Annotated in this window: 17 protein-coding genes; 13 read left to right on the forward strand and 4 right to left on the reverse strand. The window is 67.3% G+C overall.

Annotated elements, in window-relative coordinates:
* Nucleotides 1-110 precede the first annotated feature (110 nt).
* Nucleotides 111-1,553, forward strand: coding sequence for an exodeoxyribonuclease VII large subunit (gene xseA, locus THITH_RS12390; protein WP_006748453.1), 1,443 nt, complete (start codon nucleotides 111-113; stop codon nucleotides 1,551-1,553).
* Between the two features lie 118 nt (nucleotides 1,554-1,671).
* Here xseA and THITH_RS12395 read toward each other — a convergent pair whose 3' ends face one another.
* The gene (locus tag THITH_RS12395; protein WP_006748454.1) at nucleotides 1,672-2,448 is read right to left on the reverse strand and encodes an HAD family hydrolase; all 777 of its coding nucleotides are present in this window, start codon (nucleotides 2,446-2,448) and stop codon (nucleotides 1,672-1,674) included.
* Between the two features lie 168 nt (nucleotides 2,449-2,616).
* On the opposite strand from THITH_RS12395, the gene dksA reads away from it, so the two are divergent.
* The 12 genes from dksA to THITH_RS12450 all read left to right on the forward strand — a co-directional run bounded on the left by dksA (nucleotide 2,617) and on the right by THITH_RS12450 (nucleotide 18,813).
* Nucleotides 2,617-3,069 (forward strand): RNA polymerase-binding protein DksA, encoded by a 453-nt coding sequence (dksA, locus tag THITH_RS12400; RefSeq protein WP_006748455.1) that lies wholly within the window; start codon nucleotides 2,617-2,619, stop codon nucleotides 3,067-3,069.
* Nucleotides 3,070-3,145: 76 nt separating this feature from the next.
* Complete coding sequence (gluQRS, locus tag THITH_RS12405; RefSeq protein ID WP_006748456.1) at nucleotides 3,146-4,066, forward strand: tRNA glutamyl-Q(34) synthetase GluQRS; 921 nt, start codon at nucleotides 3,146-3,148, stop codon at nucleotides 4,064-4,066.
* Nucleotides 4,067-4,389: 323 nt separating this feature from the next.
* Nucleotides 4,390-4,560, forward strand: coding sequence for a hypothetical protein (locus THITH_RS18810; RefSeq protein ID WP_006748457.1), 171 nt, complete (start codon nucleotides 4,390-4,392; stop codon nucleotides 4,558-4,560).
* On the forward strand, nucleotides 4,550-7,480 hold the full coding sequence (locus THITH_RS12410; RefSeq protein WP_006748458.1) for an ATP-binding protein: 2,931 nt from the start codon (nucleotides 4,550-4,552) through the stop codon (nucleotides 7,478-7,480). Before THITH_RS18810 ends, THITH_RS12410 begins: the two co-directional genes overlap by 11 nt.
* A complete protein-coding gene (locus tag THITH_RS12415) occupies nucleotides 7,477-8,790 on the forward strand; it encodes a sigma-54-dependent transcriptional regulator (protein WP_006748459.1) in 1,314 nt (437 codons plus the stop codon). Before THITH_RS12410 ends, THITH_RS12415 begins: the two co-directional genes overlap by 4 nt.
* Nucleotides 8,791-9,044: 254 nt before the next feature.
* On the forward strand, nucleotides 9,045-10,919 hold the full coding sequence (locus tag THITH_RS12420; RefSeq protein WP_006748460.1) for a DUF294 nucleotidyltransferase-like domain-containing protein: 1,875 nt from the start codon (nucleotides 9,045-9,047) through the stop codon (nucleotides 10,917-10,919).
* A 48-nt stretch (nucleotides 10,920-10,967) separates the two neighbouring features.
* Complete coding sequence (locus THITH_RS12425; RefSeq protein WP_006748461.1) at nucleotides 10,968-11,228, forward strand: DUF4212 domain-containing protein; 261 nt, start codon at nucleotides 10,968-10,970, stop codon at nucleotides 11,226-11,228.
* A 7-nt stretch (nucleotides 11,229-11,235) separates the two neighbouring features.
* A complete protein-coding gene (locus THITH_RS12430; RefSeq protein WP_006748462.1) occupies nucleotides 11,236-13,011 on the forward strand; it encodes a sodium:solute symporter family protein in 1,776 nt (591 codons plus the stop codon).
* 115 nt (nucleotides 13,012-13,126) lie between these two features.
* A complete protein-coding gene (locus THITH_RS12435) occupies nucleotides 13,127-14,986 on the forward strand; it encodes a putative nucleotidyltransferase substrate binding domain-containing protein (protein WP_006748463.1) in 1,860 nt (619 codons plus the stop codon).
* The gene (locus tag THITH_RS12440; protein WP_006748464.1) at nucleotides 14,983-15,690 is read left to right on the forward strand and encodes an exonuclease domain-containing protein; all 708 of its coding nucleotides are present in this window, start codon (nucleotides 14,983-14,985) and stop codon (nucleotides 15,688-15,690) included. Before THITH_RS12435 ends, THITH_RS12440 begins: the two co-directional genes overlap by 4 nt.
* Before the next feature lie 172 nt (nucleotides 15,691-15,862).
* Nucleotides 15,863-17,821: an acetate--CoA ligase gene (acs, locus tag THITH_RS12445; protein WP_006748465.1), complete on the forward strand. Its 1,959-nt coding sequence runs from the start codon at nucleotides 15,863-15,865 to the stop codon at nucleotides 17,819-17,821.
* 188 nt (nucleotides 17,822-18,009) lie between these two features.
* Nucleotides 18,010-18,813 carry a proteasome-type protease gene (locus THITH_RS12450; RefSeq protein WP_006748466.1) on the forward strand — a complete coding sequence of 268 codons (804 nt, stop codon included), beginning with the start codon at nucleotides 18,010-18,012 and terminating at the stop codon, nucleotides 18,811-18,813.
* 79 nt (nucleotides 18,814-18,892) lie between these two features.
* Here the strand turns inward: THITH_RS12450 and THITH_RS12455 are convergent, their stop codons facing one another.
* The 3 genes from THITH_RS12455 to THITH_RS12465 form a co-directional block, all read right to left on the reverse strand.
* A complete protein-coding gene (locus THITH_RS12455) occupies nucleotides 18,893-19,831 on the reverse strand; it encodes an alpha-E domain-containing protein (RefSeq protein ID WP_006748467.1) in 939 nt (312 codons plus the stop codon).
* Nucleotide 19,832: 1 nt separating this feature from the next.
* Entirely contained in the window at nucleotides 19,833-21,281 is a 1,449-nt protein-coding gene (locus THITH_RS12460; protein WP_006748468.1) for a circularly permuted type 2 ATP-grasp protein, read from the reverse strand.
* A gap of 306 nt (nucleotides 21,282-21,587) precedes the next feature.
* On the reverse strand, nucleotides 21,588-22,208 hold the full coding sequence (locus THITH_RS12465) for a class I SAM-dependent methyltransferase (protein ID WP_006748469.1): 621 nt from the start codon (nucleotides 22,206-22,208) through the stop codon (nucleotides 21,588-21,590).
* Nucleotides 22,209-22,230: the final 22 nt, after the last annotated feature.

Here is a 22,230-nt window from a genome sequence, read left to right on the forward strand (position 1 = left end):
GAACCGCGACATGAATCCGGGCCGGCCGCGCAGCGCTTGCAGCCGAAAGCTCCTACCGATGACACTCGATACCGGCCCGCCCGTCCAGACATTCCAACCTTGCAGATCCGATGACGAGCGAACGCAGTGTCCTCTCCGTGAACCAGCTGAACCAGCAGGCGGACCGCCTGTTGCGTGCCGAACTCGGCTCGGTCTGGGTCGAGGGCGAGGTATCGAACCTGCGTCGCTACGCTTCCGGACACCAGTATTTCTCGCTGAAGGACGAGCAGGCGAGCGTCAGCTGCACGCTGTTCCGCGGCAACGCCCGCAACGCCTCGCCCTTCGCCGACGGGAACCGGGTGGTGGTGTTCGGCCGTGCCGGCGTATATGCCGCCCGCGGGCAATTCCAGCTGGTCGTCGAACGCCTGGAAAGCGCGGGCGAGGGACAACTGCTGCTCGAGTTCCAGCGACTGAAGGAACGCCTCCTCGCCGAGGGGCTGTTCGCAGCCGAACGCAAGCGCGCACTGCCCCGCTGGGTGCACCGGCTCGGGGTCATCACCTCGCCGCAGGGCGACGTACAGCACGACATCGCACGCACCCTGGCACGGCGCTTCCCTTTGCTGTTGCCATTCCGGCTTTACCCGGTCGCGGTACAGGGTGCGGCCGCCGCACCGCAGCTGGTGCAGGCGCTGGAGCTCGCGGGCCGCGAACACGCGGTCGACGTGCTGATTCTCGCCCGCGGCGGCGGGTCGCTCGAGGATCTGTGGGCCTTCAACGAGGAAGCCGTCGCCCGCGCGATTGCGGACTGCCCCATCCCCGTGGTCACCGGGATCGGGCACGAGACCGACACCACGATCGCCGACTATGTGGCCGACCTGCGCGCCTCGACTCCCACCGCCGCGGCAGAAGCCGTGAGCCCCGACGCGACAGTGCTGAATCGCCAGCTGGCCGACGCGGCCGCCCGTCTCGACCGAACGCTGGCCGAGCGCATCCGGGATCGACGGCGGATTCTGGAGTCGCTGAACATGCGTTTGCAGCGCGCGCATCCCGGCCGGCGCGTCGAGCAGCACCTGCAGCGCGTCGACGAGCTGCAACAGCGTCTGCAACGCGCCATCCACCGGCTGCTTGATACCCGGCAGGCACGGCTGCGACAGCTGACGCTCACCCTGCGGGTGCACAGTCCGGCCCACCGGACCCTGGTGTTGCGCAGCCGCCTGCAGCAGCTGCGCCACCGGCTGCTCCAGGCCCGCCCGAGCCGTCTGCTGCAAACACAGCAGCGCCGGCTGGACGGTCTTCGCGATCGGCTCAAGCGGGAGGTCGGGCATCAGCTGGAGCGCCAGACCACCCGGCTCGCAGTGGCGCGCGGGCGGCTCCGGGCACTGGATCCGGATGCGGTACTGGAACGGGGCTACAGCATCCTGCTGACCCGCGACCGACAGGTCGTGCGCAAGGCCGAGCCGGCCCTGCAGGGCGAACCGCTGCGGGCACGCCTCGCGTCGGGCGCGCTCGACCTGCGCGTGGAGGCGGTGCACCCGGCCGACCGCGAGGGCAAGCCCGCTTCCGACGACGCATAGAGCACACCCTCACCGCAGCATGCCACCCCGGTCCCGGACGCGTGGCGGCTTTCGGCAGGGCATCAGGGTTCGATCACGGCCCTTCGGAGCTGCCAGGGTCGGGCGTGGCGCCGAGCGCTCATGTACGCCCCTGTATCAGCCGGTGCCAATGCAACAGGCTCGGCACATCCACGTACGGCGATACCGGAGCCGGCCCAGCCAGCACCGTGGCCGGCGCATCGGGTTCCCCGAACCCGTCGAGCACCACCAGCGCACCGGCAAAATTCTGGTCGCGCGTGTAGCCGTTGGTAGTCACGATCACCGGCAACCCGGCACCCCGCGCCGCACGCACGCCGTTGTCGGAGTCCTCGAACGCCAGACAGGCGTCGGGCGGGAGATCGAGCGCCTGCAGTGCCCGATGAAAGATATCGGGAGCGGGCTTCTTGGCCGGCACGACATCGCCCGCCGCGATCACTTCGAACCACCCGACCCCCTCCGCGCCGAGCGTGGCCTGCAAGAGCGCAGTCACGTTCTCGGGCGTCGTGGTGGTCGCGATCGCGAGGCGCAGACCGCTGGCGCGGGCCTCCTCCAGCAACCGCCGCACCCCCGGCCGCAGCGGAATCGCACCGGTCTCGAGCAGCGCCACATAGTGCCGGGTCTTCGCCGCGTGCAACGCCCGGATGCGCGCGTCGATCCCGGGTTCGCGCAACAGATCGGGCCAGTCCTCGGACAGGTACTGGCGGATGCGTTCCTTGCCCCCGGTCACGCGCAGCAGCTGCCCGTATCGGGCCACGTCCCAGTGCCACGTCAATCCCGCCTCCGCGAACGCACGGTTGAACGCGACACGGTGGCCGTCACGCTCGGTATCCGCCAGGGTTCCATCAACATCGAAGACCAGAGCTGCCAGCGGCGGCATGTTTTCCTCCCTGCCCGGCGCCGCCGAGCGAAACCGGAAAATTCGCAAGTTATAACATTCCTGAAATATGACCCCAGGAGATCGCCCCCCCGGCCGCCACCGCGTGCTTGCCTGGGCGCGCGGACTCTGATAGTAAAGGCGCCCATTCCAACCCGGAGACCAGCGAACATGGCCGCAGACCAGAAACAGGCAAAGCCCTCCTCCAAGCACATGGTGGCGAGTGGCATTGCTGCCTACGAGCCGGAAGCGGGCGAAGAATACATGAGCAAGGCCCAGCTGGCACATTTCCGGGAACTGCTGCTGGCGTGGAAACAGGAACTGATGGAGGAGGTGGACCGCACCGTCGGTCACATGAAACAGGACGCGGCCAACTTCGCCGATCCTGCGGACCGCGCGACCCAGGAAGAGGAGTTCGGACTCGAGCTTCGCGCCCGCGACCGCGAGCGCAAGCTGTGCAAGAAGATCGACGAGGCGTTGCGCAACATCGACCTCGGCGACTACGGCTACTGTGAGTCCTGCGGAGTCGAGATCGGCATCCGCCGGCTCGAGGCGCGCCCGACCGCAACGCTTTGCATCGACTGCAAGACGCTGGCCGAGCTCCGGGAGAAGCAAATGGCGTGATGCCGGGGCGCACGCCAGCGAACCGTTCCGGCACCGCCGCCCAAGCCGGTCCGAACCCGGTCGCGGTGCGCGCCTCGTGAGCGCCTACGTCGGCCGCTTTGCGCCCACGCCCTCGGGGCCACTGCATCTGGGGTCGCTCCTGGCCGCGGTGGTCTCCTGGCTCGATGCGCGTGGCCAGCAGGGCCGCTGGCACCTGCGCATCGACGACATCGATCGGCCGCGGGTTGCTGCAGGCGCCAGCGACGCGATTCTCCGCGCGCTCGACTGTCACGGCCTGGGCTGGGACGGCCCGGTGCGCTACCAGAGTCGCCGCGGCCAGGCCTACCAGGAGGCGGCGGAGCGGCTGTACGGCGCCGGCCATCTGTTTGCCTGCACCTGCTCGCGCCAGCAGGTGCTCGCGACGGGCCGCATCGGCTGGGAAGGGCCGGTCTATCCCGGAACCTGCCGCACGGGCCCGCCGCATTCCCGCGACACGCACGCGCTGCGGCTGCGCGTCCGGCAACGCTACTGGGAAATCGAGGACCGCGCGCTCGGCCCGGTTGCCTTCGACCTGCAGGCACTCGGTGGCGATTTCGTGGTCCGCCGCGCCGACGGGCTGTTCGCATACCAGCTCGTCACGGTCGTCGACGATCTGGCACTGGGCGTGACCGACGTGGTGCGCGGGATCGATCTTCTGGGATCGGTGCCGCGCCAGATGCACCTGTACCAGGCACTGGAACAAACCCCGCCACGCTACCTCCACCACCCGGTGGTGGTCGCTCGCGACCACCGCAAACTCGCGAAGTCGCACGGCGCAGCGCCGGTGCGCTGCCGCGACGCGGTCCCGGCGCTGGCACGCATCCTGACCGCGATCGGCGTCCCAGACCTGGATCCGGAGATGACCGGCAGCGGGTCCGGCACGGTGACGATGCTGCTGGAACATGCGCTGCGCCACTGGCATCCTGCACGGCTGCCCGTGGACCCGATCGCCACAGCAGCGCTGCAGCACCGCGGCTAGCAGCCTGTCGGATTCGGGGCTGCCAGGGACACCCCGATCAGCGTTCTCCGTGTGACCTGCCGGAAATGCGGTGCCGGTCGAACGCAGCCCGACACGCCGGAGCAACGGGGGCAGGTGCAGGAACAACCCAGCTGTTTCAAACTGGTCCAGCGCAGCGCCGGACGGTTCGGCGAAACGTCCCGCGCGGAAGGTTCCAAAATGGCGGATCTGAGACGCCGTGATGGATTCACTGGTCGGGCCTGCCAAGGCGCTGGCCCAAGCCGTCGATACTGGAGAGAAACGTTGAGTGCAACAGCGGGCGGCCAGCGGCCGGAAGAGCACTGATGAACCCGGCGGCCGGCGTGCTGGTCGTGCTGCTGGGGGCCCTGCTGTTCCTGTCACCGATCGCGATCTGGGTAGCTTCGATCGCCCCGGCCTGGTGGTGGCCGTTCGTGGCCTGGGCCGTGCTGATCGCGGTCATCGCCTTCCACGTTCTCGGCCGCCGTGACCCTTAGCCTCGGCCTGCTGTACACCGTCGGCGTCATCTACCTGGCGCTGCTGTTCGGGATCGCGTTCGTCGCGGAACGCAGCCGCAGGTTCGGCCGCATCGCGGGCAACCCGTGGGTCTACACGCTTTCGCTGGGCGTGTACGCGACGTCCTGGACGTTCTACGGCAACCTGGGGTTCCTCGAGGACCACGGCTACCTGTACCTGACGATCTACCTGGGGGTCACGCTGGCCTTTGCGGCGACGCCGTGGCTGCTGCGGCCGATTCTGCAGCTCACCCGCGAGCACCAGCTCACCTCGCTCGCGGACCTGTTCGCGTTCCGGTACCGCAGCCTGCTCACCGGGCCGCTGGTTGCGCTGTTCATGCTGACCGGGATCCTTCCGTACATCGCGCTGCAGATCAAGGCGGTCGCGGAGTCGGCCGCGGTGCTCACCGCCGACACGCCGCCGCATCTGCTGGCCCTGACCTTCAGCGCCACCATCGCGCTGTTCGCGATCCTGTTCGGCGCCCGCCACATCTCGCCGCGGGAAAAGCATTCGGGGCTGGTGGTCGCCATCGCGTTCGAGTCGCTGGTGAAGCTGCTGGCGTTGCTGACGATTGCCGCCATCGCGCTGTACGCGGTTTTCGGCGGCCTGTCCGGTCTCGACGCCTGGCTCGACCGACATCCGGAGGCGGTCACCGCGCTGTACGAGCCGGTGACCGGCGGCGGTTGGTACAGCCTGATGGTGCTCGCCTTTGCCGCCGCGTTCCTGCTGCCGCGGCAGTTTCACATGCTGTTCACCGAAAACATCGACCCAAAGGCATTGAACCGGGCGGCCTGGGGGTTTCCGCTGTTCCTGCTGCTGCTGAACCTGCCGATGCCGGTGTTGTACTGGGCGGGACAGGCCGCCGGACTGACCGACCACCCCAACTACTACGCGCTGGGGCTCGCGGGCTGGCTCGAGTCTCCGACCCTCGCGCTGCTGGTATTCATCGGCGGCGTGTCGGCCGCCAGCGCGATGATGATCGTGACCACGCTGGCGCTGGCGAACATGGGCATGAACTACCTGTCCCTGCCCGCGCGCCTGCGCGAACGCCAGAGCCTGCCGGCGAACCTGTACCGCAACCTGCTCTGGGGCCGGCGCATCTGGATCGTGCTGATCATCGCGCTCGGCTATGGGTTCTACGGCCTGCTGCAGGTCGTCGAGGGTCTGGCCCAGCTCGGCCTGATTTCCTTCGCCGCGGTGACCCAGTTCCTCCCCGGACTGATCGGGCTGATGCTGTGGCCACGAGCGACCCGCATCGGCTTCCTGCTGGGGCTCGTGGCCGGCATCACCGGATGGTTCTTCGCGCTGGTCGCGCCGCTGCTCGCGAACGCCGGAATCTGGCCGTCGGCGCCACGACTCCAGCAGGCGATGGGCGCCGACGGCCTGGATGTCTGGACCTTCGCCCTGACGCTCAGCCTCGGCGCCAACGCATTGCTGTTCGTGCTCGGATCGATGTGGTCCCGGCCGAATCAGCAGGAGATCGAGGCCGGCCAGGCCTGCTGTCCGCGCGAGCCGTTCTACACCAGCGTCGACCTGCCTTTGGCCCGGGACGTGCCCGAGATGGAGGCGGAACTCGCCGCGACCCTGGGTACGATGCCCGCCCGCCACGAGATCGAACGCGCACTGGACGACCTCGGCCTGCCGCGCCACACCCGCTCGCGGCGTGATCTGCAGCGCCTGCGCGAGCGTATCGAACGCAATCTGTCGGGGTTGCTCGGGCCGGTGCTGGCGCGGATGATCGTCGACCGCCACCTGCGCCTGGACGCGGCCGGACGCTCCAGCCTCAGCGAGAGCCTGAGCCGGATCGAGCAGCAGCTGGAGGATGCCCGGCTGCCACTCACCGGACTGGCGGCGGAACTCGACGCGCTGCGCCGTTTCCACCGGCAGATCCTGCACGAATTGCCGCTGGGCGTCTGCAGCGTGACCGCCGGCGGCGAGATCACCGGCTGGAATCACGCGTTGACGCAACTGACCGGCGTCCCGACCGAGAACGCCGTGGGCCAGGTCGTCGAGCGCCTGGAACGCCCCTGGGGCGGGCTGCTGCAGGCCTTCCTCGACAGCGACGACCGGCAGCTCTACAAGCTGAATCTGGAAACCTGCCGCGGTCCGCGGCGCCTGAATCTGCACAAGTCGTCGCTGGAAGTCGCGAGCGGGCGGCGCGAGGGCCATGTGATCCTGATCGAGGACGTAACCGCCCGGGTGCAGCTGGAGAACGAAGTCGCGCACAGCGACCGCCTGGCGTCGATCGGCCGGTTCGCGGCCGGCGTCGCACACGAGATCGGCAACCCGCTGGCCGGGATCGCCTCGCTCGCACAGACCCTGCCACTGGAGGACGACCCCGATGAGATACGGGACATTGCCGACGACATCATCGAGCAGACCCGTCGAATCAATGCGATCGTGCAGTCGCTGATCGCGTTTGCCCACTCCGACACGCCCCCGCGCAACCGCTTCGAGACGGTGGATCTCGAGGACGTGGTCTCGGAAGCGATTCGCCTCACGCGGCTGGCCGGGCGCAAGGACCTGCACTACGCGCCGGAGGGGCTCTGGGCGCTGTCGGTGCAGGGCGCACGCGCGCAGCTGCTGCAGGTGTTCATCAACCTGTTGACCAACGCGGAGCAAGCCTCGCCGCCCAGTGCCACGATCCAGATCCGCGCACAGCAAAAGGACGCCCGGGTGCAGGTCGACATCATCGACCAGGGGCCCGGCATCGAGCCATCGTCCCTGGACCGGCTGTTCGAACCCTTCTTCACGACCAAGCCCGCAGGCCAGGGCACCGGGCTCGGACTGCCGGTTGCCTACAGCATCGTGCAGGATCACGGTGGTAGCCTAGTGGCTGCAAACGCACCGGAAGGCGGCGCAAAGATGATCCTGACGCTTCCCCTGGGCAGAAAAGCATGACTCGGATCCTTCTGGTCGACGACGAACCCGCGATCCGCCGGGGTGTCCGGCGCTACCTCGAACACCACGGGTTCGAGGTCGCCCTGGCGGAGGATCTCGGCGCTGCCCGAATCCGTGCCGCGGAGGAATCCTTCGACCTGCTGCTGGCCGATCTGCGCCTGCCCGACGGCGAGGGTACCGCGCTGATCGGGGAATTCCCGAACCTGCCGACGGTGATCATGACTGCCTACGCGTCGGTGCCCTCGGCGGTCGAGGCGATGAAATCGGGAGCGATCGACTATATCGCCAAGCCTTTCGATCACGATGCTCTGCTGCTGACCCTGCGCGCGGCGCTGCGCAGCAGCAGCCGCAGGGAGCCGCCTGCGCGCCCGCCGACGGAGGCCGGCCCGGAGCACGGGCTGCTCGGGCACAGCGCGGCGATCGAGACCCTGCGCCAGCAGATTCGCCGGGTCGCGGCGACCCACTCGACGGTGCTGATCCGCGGCGAATCGGGTACCGGCAAGGAGGTCGCGGCACGCGCGATCCACGCACTGAGCCCGCGGGCCGACAAGCCCTTCGTCCCGGTGAACTGCGCGTCGATTCCGGAGGGACTGGTCGAAGCCGAACTGTTCGGGCACGCCCAGGGCGCGTATACCGGCGCGGTCAAGGCGCGAGCCGGTCTGGTCGAGGCCGCCGACGGCGGCGTGCTGTTCCTCGACGAGATCGGGGAACTCGCGCCCGCCGCCCAGGCCCGGCTGCTGCGGGTGCTACAGGAGGGCGAGATCCGCCCGGTGGGCGCAACCCAGGCGCGGCGGGTCGATATCCGGCTGCTGGCCGCGACCCATCGAGACCTCGAGGCGATGATCGAGGCACAGGCGTTCCGGGCCGATCTCTACTATCGCCTGCGGGTGCTGGAAATCCGTATTCCACCGCTGCGCGAACGTCTGGAAGACCTGGAACGGCTGATTCCGCACTGCCTGCACGAGCTGGAACGGCGCATCGGCCGCGACGGGCTGACGCTCAGCGACGACGCGCTCGCGCGCATGCAGGAATACGACTGGCCGGGCAACGTTCGGGAACTGAAGAATGCGCTGGAGCGGGCCGCGGTGCTTTCGGAGGACAGCCGGATCGAATGGGCGCATCTCGGGCTCGACAGCCCCGCAGCCCCGCCCGAGAACCCGCCCCGGGGGAATAGCCTGAATGACTACTTCCGGCGCTTCGTGCTGGAAAACCAGGCTCACATGAACGAAACCGAACTCGCCCGCGCCCTCGGGATCAGCCGCAAGACGCTCTGGGAACGCCGCCAGCGCGAACAGCTGCCGAGGCCCTGACCCCCGCCATCGGAAGGACGGGTGTGCCGGCCCGCGCAGCCGACGCCCTGCCCCGGCTGGCATCGATGCCCCCTGCGAGACTCCGCGCCGCAGAGCCCGGCGTTACGGACCGTAACCCCCTCCCGTTACGCGGCGTAACACGGGCCGCGCAACGGACAAGAACACCTTCGCAACCCATTGTTTTAGATAGAAACATGTCTTGGCACGGCCATTGCTTTTGGTCGCACGACCCTTGCTGACCTGCCAGGCTGCCCATGTCCGATGCGCTCGACACCACCCGGGAGTTCCTGAACGCCCACGCGCCGTTCGATCATCTCGAACCGGACGCACTGGAGTTCCTGCTGCCGCGCCTGGAGTCCCGTTTCTACGCCAGCGGCGAGCGCATCACCGACCCCGATGCCGGCCCGGCACGGCGCTTTCACATCATCCGCCAGGGTCGGGTCCGTGGGGAGAATCCCAGCGAGGACGAGCAAGTCTCCGGCAAGGCCTGGGAACTGGTGCCCGGCGAGAGCTTTCCGATCGGCGCGCTGCTCGGACGGCGTCCGGTGCATACCGTGCATCGGGCGCTCGAGGACACGCTCTGCCTGGAACTCTCGCTCGAGGACTTCGACCGCCTGCGCACCCGCTCGCCGGTCTTCAACGATTTCTGCTCGCGCCGGCTGGCCAGCCTGCTCGACCGACTCCACCAAGGACTGATCGCGGGCCAGCTGGGTCACTCCGGCGCCAGCGGGCAGCTGAACACGCCGCTGGGCGCACGGGTTACCCGCGAGCCGGTCACCTGCAGCCCGGACACCCCGCTGCGCGCTGCCCTGACCACGATGCGCGACCAGAAGGTCGGCTCCATCGTCGCGGTGGATGGTGAAGGACGACCGCTGGGCATCTTCACGATGACCGACCTGCTCTCGCGGGTGACGCTCGAGGAACGGCCACTGGATACGCCGCTGCGACAGGTGATGACACCGGACCCGATCGCACTGCCGGACTCGGCGCTGGGTTTCGAGGGCATCGAGACCATGGCCGATCACGGCATGAAGCATATCTGCGTGGTCGCCGGCGGACGCCTGGTCGGGGTACTCGGCGAGCGCGACCTGCTGACCTCGCACCCGCTGACGCTCGACCGGCTGGTGCGCGGAATCCTCCGTGCCGATACGGTATCCACGATCGCCGACCAGCTGCGCGAGCTGCCGCGCCTGATTGGTGCGGTGATCCACCAGGGCGCCGAGGCCGACCAGATCCTGCGCCTGATCACGCGCATCAACGACCATGCCACGCGGCGCGTCCTGACGCTGCTCCGGTCACGGCACGACATCGCGGACATCGGTTTCACCTGGCTGGCCTTCGGCTCGCAGGCACGCGAGGAACAGGCGCTGACAACCGACCAGGACAATGGAATCCTGTTCCGCTGCAAGCCGGGACAAGAGGACGAGACCCGGGAACGCTTGCTGCCGTTCGCGCAGGCGGCCAATCAGGCGCTGGCGGAATGCGGGTTCGAGCTCTGCCCCGGAAACGTGATGGCCGGCAACCCCGAGTGCTGCCTGAGCGGCACCGAATGGGAGCGCCGCTTCAGCCGCTGGATCGATCAGGGTACGCCGGAGCACCTGTTGAAAAGCACGATCTTCTTCGATCTGCGCGCGATCGACGGCGATCCGGGCCCGGTAGAAGAACTGCGCTCACAGCTACTGCACAAGACGGCGTTCAACAGCCGTTTCCGCCGCCAGATGGCGGCCAACCAGATGCGCTTCCGGCCGCCACTGGGGCTGTTCGGGGAGATCCGCAGCGGCTCCGACGGCATCAACGTCAAGCTGCATGGGCTGACGCCATTCGTCGATGGCGCGCGGGTGATGGCATTGGCCGCGGAACTGCCCGCGACCCGCACCCACGAGCGCCTCGACCAGGCGGTATCGGCCGAGACCCTGCGCGAGGACGACGCCCACGACTACCACGCCGCACTGCGCTACCTGCAAATGCTGCGCCTGCGCAGCCAGCAGCAGGCCCTGGCAGAGGGCCGCGATGGCGGCAACCGCATCCGTCCGGAGGAACTCGGCACCCTCGAGGGCCGCGTGCTCAAGGAAGCCTTCCGGCAGGCCCGCAAGCTGCAGGGGCAGCTGGCGGTTCAGTACCAGCTCTGACCCCGCGTCGGCGGGAGTTCTTTCACCCAAACCCCAAGGAGTTATGCCATGACACAACAGGAAAGCAGGGCCGCCTACTGGCGGGCCAACCTGCGGCTGCTGACCATCCTGCTGACCATCTGGTTCGTCGTGTCCTTCGGCCTCGGCATCCTGCTGTCGCAGCAGTTGAACCACATCAGCCTCGGTGGCTATCCGCTCGGCTTCTGGTTCGCCCAGCAAGGCTCGATCTACACGTTCATCGTGCTGATTTTCGTATACGCCTGGCGCATGAGTGTGCTGGACCGCAAGTTCGACGTACACGAGGACTGAGACAGCCATGGATCTCAAGACACTGAGTTTGTTGGTCGTCGGTGCGACCTTCGCGATCTACATCGGCATTGCAATCTGGGCCAGGGCGAGCAGCACCAGCGAATTCTACGTGGCCGGCAAGGGCGTGCCGCCGGTCCTGAACGGCATGGCCACCGCAGCGGATTGGATGTCCGCGGCGAGCTTCATCTCGATGGCCGGCCTGATCGCGTTCCTCGGCTTCACCGGCGGCGCCTACCTGATGGGCTGGACCGGGGGCTACGTGCTGATGGCGCTGCTGCTGGCGCCGTACCTGCGCAAGTTCGGGAAGTTCACGGTGCCCGAGTTCATCGGCGACCGTTTCTACTCGAAAGCTGCGCGGATCGTCGCGGTGATCGCGCTGCTGGTAATGTCGATCACCTACGTGATCGGGCAGATGCGCGGAGTGGGCATCGCCTTCTCGAACATCCTCGAGGTCAGGCTGGAGTACGGCCTGGTCACCGGCATGGCCGTGGTGTTCATCTACGCGGTGTTCGGCGGGATGAAAGGCATCACCTACACGCAGATCGCGCAATACGTGATCATGATCTTCGCCTACACCGTGCCGGCCGTGTTCATCGCAATCCAGCTGACCGGAGCGCCGCTGCCGCAGATCGGCCTGGGCTCGACGCTTGCGGGCGAGGATACCTACCTGCTCGAGGCACTCGACCGGACGCTGGTGGATCTCGGCTTCGCCGCGTACACCTCGGTCGCCGGCATGAGCATGCTGAACATGTTCCTGCTGACGCTGGCGCTGATGATCGGCACCGCCGGCCTGCCGCACGTGATCATCCGCTTCTTCACCGTGCCGCGCGTGCGCGACGCGCGCAAGTCCGCCGGCTGGGCGCTGGTGTTCATCGGCATCCTGTACACGACTGCGCCCGCGGTCGGTGCGATGGCGATGTACAACCTGATCAAGACCGTGCAGCCCGGTGAGGTCGGGGATCCGCAGGGCAACCTGGTGATCGACGAGCGTCCCGACTGGATGCTGCGCTGGGAACGCACCGGCCTGTTGGAGTGGGAAGACAAGAACGACGACGGCCGCCTGCAGTACTACAACGACGCCAACCCCGAGTTCGCCGAAATGGCACGCGAGGAGTTCGGCTGGGAGGGCTCCGAGCTCACCCGGATCGACCGCGACATCATGGTGCTCGCAAACCCGCAGATCGCCAATCTGCCGAACTGGGTGATCGCGCTGGTCGCGGCGGGAGGGATTGCGGCAGCACTGTCGACCGCGGCGGGCCTGCTGCTGGCGATCGCGTCGGCGATCTCGCATGACCTGCTGAAAGGCGTGTTCATGCCAAAAATATCGGAGAAACGGGAACTGCTTGCAGGGCGCATCGCGATGGGAGGCGCGATCCTGTTCGCGGGCTACCTGGGCCTGAATCCACCCGGCTTCGCGGCTGAGGTGGTGGCGCTGGCCTTCGGACTTGCCGCGGCGAGCCTGTTCCCGACGCTGATGATGGGGATCTTCGTCAAGCGGATGAACCGCGAAGGCGCGATCGCCGGAATGCTGGCGGGCCTGACCAGCACCCTGTTGTACATCTTTCTGTACAAGGGCTGGTTCTTCTTCCCCGGCACCAACGTGTTCCCCGACACCGCCGAGTACTGGCTGTTCGGCATCAACCCGACCGGCTTCGGTGTGATCGGCGCGCTGCTGAACTTCCTCGTCGCCTATCTGGTGATGAAGGTCACCAAGGCCCCGCCGGAGCATATCCAGCACCTGGTCGAGGACGTGCGCGTACCGCGCGTCGGAACCGGTTCGTAACCGATCCGCCGCAGGCCAGGCCCGCCGTTCGGCGGGCCTGGCCCCTGGGCCGGACCGAACCGCAAGGGCAGGCACGCCATTGCCCTTGCGGTTCCATCTGGGGTAAACGGGGAATATGGACGCGGAATTGCGGGAGATACGCGATTTCCTGGCCGCGAGCCCGGATTACGCGGTGTTGCCGGAGCCGGCGCTCGACCGCCTGCCCCGGCAGCTGGTCGTACGCTACCTGCGCCGAGGCAACCCGTTCCCGCCCGCTCCCGCGGACGCGGGCGACCTCTGGCTGGTGCGCACTGGCGCGATCGACCTGCGCACGCGGCAGGAAGAACTGCTCGACAAGCTGGGCGAGGGCGACGTGTTCGCGGTTCCCGGCGACGACGACGGCGCGGAGGTCATCGGACGGGTCGTCGAGGATGCGCTGTTCTACGTGCTGCCAGCGCCGGCGGCACGCGAACTGCGGCGCCAGCACCCGGAGTTCGCCGACCGTTTCGACCTGGCCAGCCGCCGCCCGCTGCAGCGGGCGCTGGCCGCCTTCCAGGGCTCCGCCGGCCGCGGCGACAGCGTACTGACCGTTTCGGTGGGAGAACTCGTGACCCGTGCGCCGGAGCACATCGGTCCGGACGCGACCATCCAGGACGGCGCACGCCATATGAGCGAGCAGGAGGTTTCGGCGCTGCTGGTGATGGCGGACGACGAACTGATCGGAATCGTCACCGACCACGACCTGCGCAAGCGCTGCCTCGCGACCGGGCGTTCGCGCCAGGAACCGATCGGCAGCATCATGAGCAGCGGGCTGCAGACTGTGACACCGGAGACACCGGCATTCGAAGCGCTGCTGCTGATGTCTCGACTGGACATCCACCACCTGCCGGTTCTTGCCGGCAGTCAGCCAGTGGGGCTGATCTCCACCACGGACCTGATCCGTCACCAGGGCACCAATGCGGTCTATCTCGTCCGCGATATTCGTCGCTGCGAGTCGGTCGCCGCCCTCAGGCGCGTGACACAGGCCCTGCCGGAACTGCAGATCCACCTGGTGCAATCCGGGGCTACCGCGATGCACCTGGGCCAGGCGGTGACCGCGGTGATCGACGCACTGACCCGGCGCCTGCTGAAGCTGGGCGAAGCGGCACTCGGAACGCCGCCCGTGCCTTTCGCCTGGCTCGCCTGCGGATCGCAGGGACGCCGCGAACAGACCGTGCACACTGACCAGGACAACGCGCTGATCTACGCCGACACCGAGGATGCCGGCGCGGACGCGTACTTCGAGCGTCTGGCGCAGTTCGTCACCGACGGCATGGACCAGTGCGGTATTGCCCATTGTCCGGGCCAGGTCAGCCCGCGCTCGGTACACTGGCGGCGCCCGGTCAGCGGCTGGCGCGACGAATTCGCCCGCGTGCTGCGCATTCCCGACCGCAAGGCCGCGATGCTCGCCGCGCATTACTTCGACCTGCGGGTGGTGCATGGCGACGCGCAGCTGTTCGAGCCACTGCGCGCCGAGGCCCTGCGCCACGCCGCGACGCGCCGTCCGTTGCTGGCACAGGTTGCCGAGAATGCCCTGGACACCCCGCCCCCGCTCGGCTTTTTCCGGCAACTGGTGCTGATCCAGGGCGGCGACCAGGCCGATACGCTGGACGTGAAAAAGCAGGGACTGCTCCCGATCACCAGCCTCGCGCGAGTCTACGCGCTGCAGGCGGGGGTTCCTGGCCTGCATACGCTGGACCGGCTGCGTGGCGCGGTGGAGGCAGGCGTGATTGGCCAGGACGACGGCGCGAATCTCTGCGGGGCATACGAAACGCTGGCCACGCTGCGCGCTCAGCATCAGGCGCGACAGATCAAGCAGGGCCAGCCCGCCGACAATTTCATCCCGCCCAGAAGCCTGTCGCCGCTGGAACGCGGTCACCTGAAGGACGCCTTCGGCGTGATCGCGACGATGCAGAAAAACCTGCGCGCACGCCTGGTCGGTCTGGGGGGGCCATGATCCGCCCGGGCCCCTGGCTCTTCTGCTGGCGCCGCCGGCGGCTGGCGCTGCGCCTGCCCGACGTCCCGCTGCGCGCGTATCTGCACCGCAAGATGCCGCGCCTGTGCAGTGACTGCCGCGACACGCCGTTTCTGGCGGTGGATCTCGAGACCACCGGCCTGAACCCTGCGCGCGATCAGATCCTGAGCATCGGCTGGGTCGCGATGGACGGACTGACGATTCGCCTGGAGACCGCACGACAGACCTGGGTGCGCCCGTCGCAGGCGATTCCGGAGGCCAGCGCGGTCATTCACCATATCACCGACGACCAGGCGGCCAGAGGCGGCAGCCTCGGCTCCGCGCTGACACTGCTGCTGCAGGCACTGGCAGGCCGCGTGATGCTTGCCCACCACGCGGCCGTGGAACTGGGCTTTCTGGACCGCGCCTGCGTGAGCGAGTACGGGCACCCCTGTTTGATTCCAACCGTGGACACATTGCGCCTGGCACAGGAACAGCTGGCCCGCCGGCAGGAAGCCATCCGCTCGGACGGGCTGCGCCTCGCGGCGCTGCGCGAGCAGTTCAATCTGCCGCCCTACCGCTCGCACGACGCGTTGAGCGATGCGCTGGCTGCGGCCGAGCTGTTCTGCGCCCAGGTCAGCCACCGCGCGGGCGACGGTCCGCTGCCGCTGCAGCGGGTGCTGCACCGCCCGGGTGCGCTGTGGTGAACCGCGTTGTGGTGACCACGGGGCCGATGCCGCGCGCCAGGGACCGGAAAACCCGCGTGCTATGCTTTCGAGGCTCCGCTCCCGGCGCCGCGGCGCACCACGGACCCACCGCAGAAGGTCCGACAGAACGTATCGAGAACCCACGAGCCCTGAACCAGTCTGGAGGCAAGAGATGAGTGACACGATCGAATCCGCGCTGCACGAGAACCGGCATTTCCCACCGCCGGCCGACTTCGTGGCCAACGCCCGCCTGAAACCGGAGGAGGCCGAAGCGCTGTATCGCAAAGCCGAGGAGGATCACGAAGGCTTCTGGTGCGACCTCGCGCGGGAAAAAATCACCTGGCACCGGGAATTCAGCGTCGGGCTCGACGACAGCCAGGCCCCGCACTACGCCTGGTTCACCGATGGGCGGATGAACGTGTCCTACAACTGCATCGACCGGCATCTCGACACGCGCGGCGACAAGCCCGCGATCATCTTCGAGGGCGAGAACGGCGACACGCGCACCTATACCTACCGGGATCTCTACCACGAGGTCGGCAAGCTCGCGAACGGGCTGCGCGCCAGCGGCGTGCGCAAGGGCGACCGCGTGGTGATCTACATGCCGATGATCGCCGAAGCCGTGATCGCGATGCAGGCCTGCGCGCGCATCGGCGCGGTCCACTCGGTGGTGTTCGGCGGCTTCTCCGCGGACGCGCTGCGCGACCGCATCGACAACTCGGGCGCCGAGGTGATGATCACCGCGGACGGCGGAACCCGCGGCGGCCGGGTCGTCTCGCTGAAGAAGACCGCCGACAAGGCGCTGGACATCTGCAGCGGAACGGTCCGGAAAGTGATCGTCTGCAAGCGGGCGGGCAACGAGGTCAACATGACCGAAGGCCGGGACGTCTGGTGGCAGGACCTGGTGGCCGATCAGCCGGTCGATTGCGAACCCGAATGGGTCGAGTCCGAGCACCCGCTGTTTCTTCTCTACACCTCGGGTTCGACCGGCAAGCCCAAGGGGATCCAGCACGCGAGCGCGGGCTACCTGCTGAACACGATCATCACCAACGAGTGGGTCTTCGACCTGCACGACGAGGACATCTTCTGGTGCACTGCCGACGTCGGCTGGATCACCGGGCACTCGTACGTGGCCTATGGGCCGCTGGCGGTCGGCGCCACCCAGGTGGTCTACGAGGGCGTGCCGACCGTTCCCGACGGCGGGCGCTGGTGGCAGATGTGCCAGGCACACGGGGTGACCGTGTTCTACACCGCTCCGACCGCAATCCGCGCGCTGATGAAGCTTGGCGACGAGATCCCGGCCGAGTACGACCTTTCGAAACTGCGTCTGCTCGGCACGGTCGGCGAACCGATCAACCCCGAAGCCTGGATGTGGTACTACCGGACGATCGGCGGCGAGCGCTGCCCGATCGTGGACACCTGGTGGCAGACCGAGACCGGTGCCCACATGATCGCGCCGCTGCCCTCGGTGACGACGCTGACGCCCGGTTCCTGCACGCGTCCCCTGCCCGGCATCGTCGCCGACGTGGTGAACGAGGAAGGCGAGAGCCTGGGGCCGGACCAGGGGGGATTCCTGGTGATCAAGAAGCCCTGGCCGTCGATGCTGCGCACGGTCTGGCAGGACGACCACCGCTACAAGTCGACCTACTGGCCGAAGTTCGACGGCAAGTACTACCTGGCCGGCGACTCGGCCCGGCGCGACCCGGACGGCAATTTCTGGATCATGGGCCGCATCGACGACGTGCTGAACGTTTCCGGCCACCGTCTGGGAACGATGGAGATCGAGTCGGCGCTGGTCGCACACGAAGCCGTCGCCGAGGCCGCCGTGGTCGGGCGGCCGCACGACGTGAAGGGCGAGGCGATCGTCGCGTTCGTGATCCTGAAGGGCGAGCGGCCCACCGGTGCCGCAGCGGAGGAAATGGTCAAGGCGCTGCGCGAATGGGTCAGCGAACACATCGGCCCGATCGCGAAACCCGACGACATCCGCTTCGCCGATGGCCTGCCCAAGACCCGTTCCGGCAAGATCATGCGCCGGCTGCTGCGCTCGATCGCGAAGGGCGAGGAGATCACGTCCGACACCTCGACGCTGGAGAACGAGGCCGTGGTCGCGCAGTTGCAGGGCAAGGCGTAGGCGGACGCAAGGCGGCGCCAGAAGCCGGCGAACGGACAGGGCACCCCCCGGCGGCGACGGCAGCCGCCGGGGATCCCCAGCCGCGAGATTCGGTGGCACGCGGTCCGCGTCGCCGCGAAGGCCTTGCGTTGACGCTTTCCGGGCCCGGTCCTAGTATTCCGGATCCGCGTTGCCCGGAACCCTCGCCGATGACTTACTGTGTTGCGATCAAGCTCGACGAAGGCCTCGTCTTCGCCTCCGACTCGAGGACCAATGCGGGGGTGGATCAGGTCAGCACCTACAGCAAGATGCACAGCTTCGAAACCGACGGCGAACGGTTGTTCATCGTGCTGACCGCCGGGAACCTCGCCACCACGCAGGCAGTGGTGAACCGCCTGAAGCGCGAGATGGAAGAAGGCGTCGACGGCAGTTTCGCCGATGCGGTGCACATGTCCGACGCCGCCGAGTACCTCGGCCGCGTGAACCGGGAAGAGCAGGAAAAGCACTCCGAAGCGCTGTCCAAGTCCGGCATCGTCGCCGAGGCAACGCTGCTCCTCGGCGGCCAGATCCGCGGTGGGGAGCCGGAGATCTACCGGGTCTACCCGCAGGGCAACTACATCACCACCAGCCAGCACACGCCTTTTCTGCAAATCGGCGAAAGCAAATACGGCAAACCGATCCTGGACCGCATCCTGGCGCCGTCGACGCCGCTGGGCGACGCCGCCCGCTGCGCATTGGTTTCGATCGATTCGACCATGCGCTCCAATCTGACGGTCGGCCCGCCGATCGAGGTGCTCGTGTACGAAACCGACTCGTTCGCTTTCGAGCACTACCTGTGCCTGGAGGCCGACGACGCCTACCTGCGATCGCTGACGCATGCCTGGGACGAAAACATCCGGAAGGCGTTCGTCGACCTGCCACGCTTCGACTGGGAAACGGCCGGCGCACGCAAGAAACGCGGCACCCACGTACACGCCATGCCCGGACGCGGCACTCGCAAGAACTCCCGCTGAACCCCGTCCTGACGGGGCGGACAGCACGGGGAGATTGGAAACTGCCAAAAGCGCGGCGCCCAGCGCTGCCGACAGCGCTTCAGGCGGCCCGGTCCAGCCGAAACCAGGTATCGGCGACGGCCGTATGAATCGCTCCGATATCCTGCTGCAGCGTATCGATGAACGCATGCAGCCGATCCTCGGCGACCAGCGCGTCGACATCGGCGTCGAGTGCGTGGCGGCGCGCCTGCATCACCAGCCGCAGCGGCAGTTCGTTGCGCGGCAGACGTTCCAGCGCTTCCTGCACGTAACGCAACGAATGCGCGACCGCGCGCGGGAACGGAAGGTCCTGGAGCAGGAACCGCACCACATCGACTCCGTTGATGCGCCTTTTCACATGCTGGCGGTACATCTGGAAGCCGCTTTGGGAACGCAGGATTCCGGTCCAGAGCAGCCCTTCGTACGGAGTCGGATCGGCAGCCTTCTTCAGGTAGCGGATCGCGCCGACGTCGATCTGACGGCTGGTCATGTCGGCCCGTTCCAGATTGCGCCCGACGCGGATGAAATCGTAGGCCGCGTCGTGACTCATGCAGCCGGCCAGCAGGCCAGTGAGCGTCTGACAGCGCTGCACGACCTCGGTCAGGAACTGGTAGCGCACACGCTTTCCGATGCCGTTGTCGATGTGGTCCCGCGCGAACAGGTACATTTCGTTCACGACCTCCCAGGCCTCGGAGGGCACCAGATCGCGCGTGGTGCGAACGTTTTCCCGAGCAGCCTGCAGCGAACTGAGCACCGAACTCGGGTTGTACTGATCGGCGACCAGGAATTTCACGCAGTTGCGCTCGTCCTCGCGCTGGTAGTGCGCGTCGAAGACGTCGTCGTTGCCGGTGACCGCAACCAACCCCTTCCAGGACAGCTGCACGGTCTTGGGCATGTCCAGCGAGACCAGGTGAAACGAGATGATCATGCGGGCCGTGTTCTCGGCCCGTTCGATATAGCGTGCCAGCCAGTAGACACGTTCGGCCACTCTGGAGAGCATCTCAGGCCTCCTCGTCGACGATCCAGGTATCCTTGCTGCCCCCGCCCTGCGAGGAGTTCACGACCAGCGACCCCTTGCGCATCGCGACCCGGGTCAGTCCGCCGGCGGTCACATCGGTGCGCACGCCCTGCAGCACGAACGGGCGCAGATCGAGATGCCGCGGCTCGAGTCCATCCTCACACAGCGTCGGCGCGACCGACAGGCTCAGCGTCGGCTGGGCGATGTAATTGCGAGGGTCCGTCCGGATCAGCTGCGCAAACTCCGCGCGCTGCTTCTTGGTCGCATGCGGCCCAACCAGCATGCCGTAGCCGCCGGACTCGTTCGCGGGTTTCACCACCAGTTCGTCCAGGTGGTCGAGCACGTACGTCCGGTCGTCGTCGTTCACGCAGAGCCAGGTCGGGACATTCGGAATGATCGGATCCTGATCGAGGTAGTAGCGGATCATCGCCGGCACGAAAGCATAGATCACCTTGTCGTCGGCAACCCCCGAGCCGGGCGCGTTCGCGAGCCCGACATTGCCCTTGCGCCAGGCACGCATCAGGCCGGGCACGCCGAGCAGCGATTCGGCATTGAACACCTCGGGATCCATGAAGTCGTCGTCGATCCGCCGATAGATCACGTCGACCCGCTCGAGCCCCTGGATGGTGCGCATGTACACGCAGTCGTCGTCGCCGACGACCAGGTCCGCACCCTCGACCAGTTCGGCGCCCATGCGCTGCGCAAGAAACGAGTGTTCGAAATAGGCCGAGTTGAAGATCCCAGGCGTGAGCACCGCGATCTCCGGGTAGTCCTGCGGGCGCGGCGAGATCGACGCCAGCATGTCGAACAGCTGGGTCGGGTATTCGTCGACCGGAAGAATGCTCGAATTCTCGAACACCTCGGGGAATACCCGCTTGGTCACCTCGCGGTTTTCCAGCATGTACGACACACCGGAAGGCACCCGGAGATTGTCCTCCAGCACGTACAGCGTGCCGTCGCCGTCGCGCACCAGGTCGGAACCGCAGATATGCGCCCAGACGCCGTGCGGTGGATGGATGCCGCGACACTGCTCGCGAAAATTCCGGGAATGCTCGAGCACGTAGGCCGGCATGACCCCGTCGCGAAAGATCCTCTGCTCGTTGTACACGTCGTCGATGAACAGGTTCAGCGCGGTCAGACGTTGGACCAGGCCTGCCTCGACCCCGGCCCACTCGTTTTTCGAGATCACTCGGGGAACGATATCGAACGGCCAGGCGCGGTCGATGTTCTCGCCCTCGCTGTAGACCGTGAAGCTGATGCCCATTTCGAGAATCGCGTGGTCGGCGGCCTGCTTGCGAATTCGCAGCTCGTTGTCATCGAGCGAGCTGAGGTAATCGGTCAGGCGCCGGGCCACCGGTCGGGGCTTGCCCGGGGAAGCGATCAGCTCGTCGTAGAACGGAGCGGGATCGTAGGCCTTCCAGTCGATGGACATCCGGGTCAACCTCCTGCAAACGGAAGCGCAAGGTGCGCCTGCTACTGTAACCCAGTGGCAACCTCGCAAGAACCCTGCCCGTTCTCAGAGAGTCCGGAGGATCGTCCAGCACCGGGTGGCCGCCCGGTCCGCACGGCTTGGGTGCGCACAGGCACCATGGGCACAGGATGGACGCACCGTTTTCGTGCGCTCGGCGCCACCTGCGCTCGCCGGCGCCAGATAGCCGGAGGCGGGTCGCGGCGGGGAATAAAGGCGGGAATCGGGGGCTACACCGCTGCGGTGCAGCCACCGGCCAGATGGGGCCGTTCAGGCCGACTTGGTGAACTGCACCTGTTTCCAGTAGCCGAACAGACTCGCGGGCTCGATCGCGACCGGTTCGCGGCCGGTCACCGAGACGAAGTGATCCAGCTCCATGTCGGGCCGGAACCCGACGGCCCGCGACAGCGGCCGCAGGCTGCGTTCCAGGGTACGCAGGAACCACTGGCGCGACGCGAAATGGTTCACCACCAGGATCTGCCCACCGGGCCGGCAGACCCGCCACATCTCCGCGAACAGCTGCTCGGGATTGGGCACCACCGACGCCACGTACATCGCGACCACGGCATCGAAGCTGTCGTCCGCGAAACCCAGCCGTTCGGCATTCATCTCGGCCAGGCCGATCACTGCGGGGCAGTCTTCAGCGGATAGCCGCCGGCGGGCGACGTCGAGCATCTCCCGGCTGATGTCGATGCCCACGACCTCGGAGTCCGTGCAATAGAATGGCAGCGAAATCCCGGTTCCGACCCCGACCTCGAGCACGCGCTTGCCGGATACCGGAGCCAGCGTGTCCAGCGCAAGGCGCCGGCCCCGGGCGAAAACGCGCCCGAAGATCACGTCGTAATGACGGGCGTAACGCCGATAGCTTTTTCGGATACTGATCAGGTCCATGTCCCCAGAACCCCTCTCGGCA

The sequence above is a fragment of the Thioalkalivibrio paradoxus ARh 1 genome (genome assembly GCF_000227685.2).
Taxonomy (GTDB): domain Bacteria; phylum Pseudomonadota; class Gammaproteobacteria; order Ectothiorhodospirales; family Ectothiorhodospiraceae; genus Thioalkalivibrio; species Thioalkalivibrio paradoxus.

What these genes read in the sequence shown, in the direction of transcription:
- xseA (WP_006748453.1), top strand. Translation starts at nt 111, where the DNA reads ATGACGAGCGAACGCAGTGTCCTCTCCGTGAACCAGCTGAACCAGCAG.
- THITH_RS12395 (WP_006748454.1), bottom strand. Translation starts at nt 2,448, where the DNA reads ATGCCGCCGCTGGCAGCTCTGGTCTTCGATGTTGATGGAACCCTGGCG.
- dksA (WP_006748455.1), top strand. Translation starts at nt 2,617, where the DNA reads ATGGCCGCAGACCAGAAACAGGCAAAGCCCTCCTCCAAGCACATGGTG.
- THITH_RS18810 (WP_006748457.1), top strand. Translation starts at nt 4,390, where the DNA reads ATGAACCCGGCGGCCGGCGTGCTGGTCGTGCTGCTGGGGGCCCTGCTG.
- THITH_RS12415 (WP_006748459.1), top strand. Translation starts at nt 7,477, where the DNA reads ATGACTCGGATCCTTCTGGTCGACGACGAACCCGCGATCCGCCGGGGT.
- THITH_RS12420 (WP_006748460.1), top strand. Translation starts at nt 9,045, where the DNA reads ATGTCCGATGCGCTCGACACCACCCGGGAGTTCCTGAACGCCCACGCG.
- THITH_RS12425 (WP_006748461.1), top strand. Translation starts at nt 10,968, where the DNA reads ATGACACAACAGGAAAGCAGGGCCGCCTACTGGCGGGCCAACCTGCGG.
- THITH_RS12430 (WP_006748462.1), top strand. Translation starts at nt 11,236, where the DNA reads ATGGATCTCAAGACACTGAGTTTGTTGGTCGTCGGTGCGACCTTCGCG.
- THITH_RS12435 (WP_006748463.1), top strand. Translation starts at nt 13,127, where the DNA reads ATGGACGCGGAATTGCGGGAGATACGCGATTTCCTGGCCGCGAGCCCG.
- THITH_RS12440 (WP_006748464.1), top strand. Translation starts at nt 14,983, where the DNA reads ATGATCCGCCCGGGCCCCTGGCTCTTCTGCTGGCGCCGCCGGCGGCTG.
- acs (WP_006748465.1), top strand. Translation starts at nt 15,863, where the DNA reads ATGAGTGACACGATCGAATCCGCGCTGCACGAGAACCGGCATTTCCCA.
- THITH_RS12450 (WP_006748466.1), top strand. Translation starts at nt 18,010, where the DNA reads ATGACTTACTGTGTTGCGATCAAGCTCGACGAAGGCCTCGTCTTCGCC.
- THITH_RS12455 (WP_006748467.1), bottom strand. Translation starts at nt 19,831, where the DNA reads ATGCTCTCCAGAGTGGCCGAACGTGTCTACTGGCTGGCACGCTATATC.
- THITH_RS12460 (WP_006748468.1), bottom strand. Translation starts at nt 21,281, where the DNA reads ATGTCCATCGACTGGAAGGCCTACGATCCCGCTCCGTTCTACGACGAG.
- THITH_RS12465 (WP_006748469.1), bottom strand. Translation starts at nt 22,208, where the DNA reads ATGGACCTGATCAGTATCCGAAAAAGCTATCGGCGTTACGCCCGTCAT.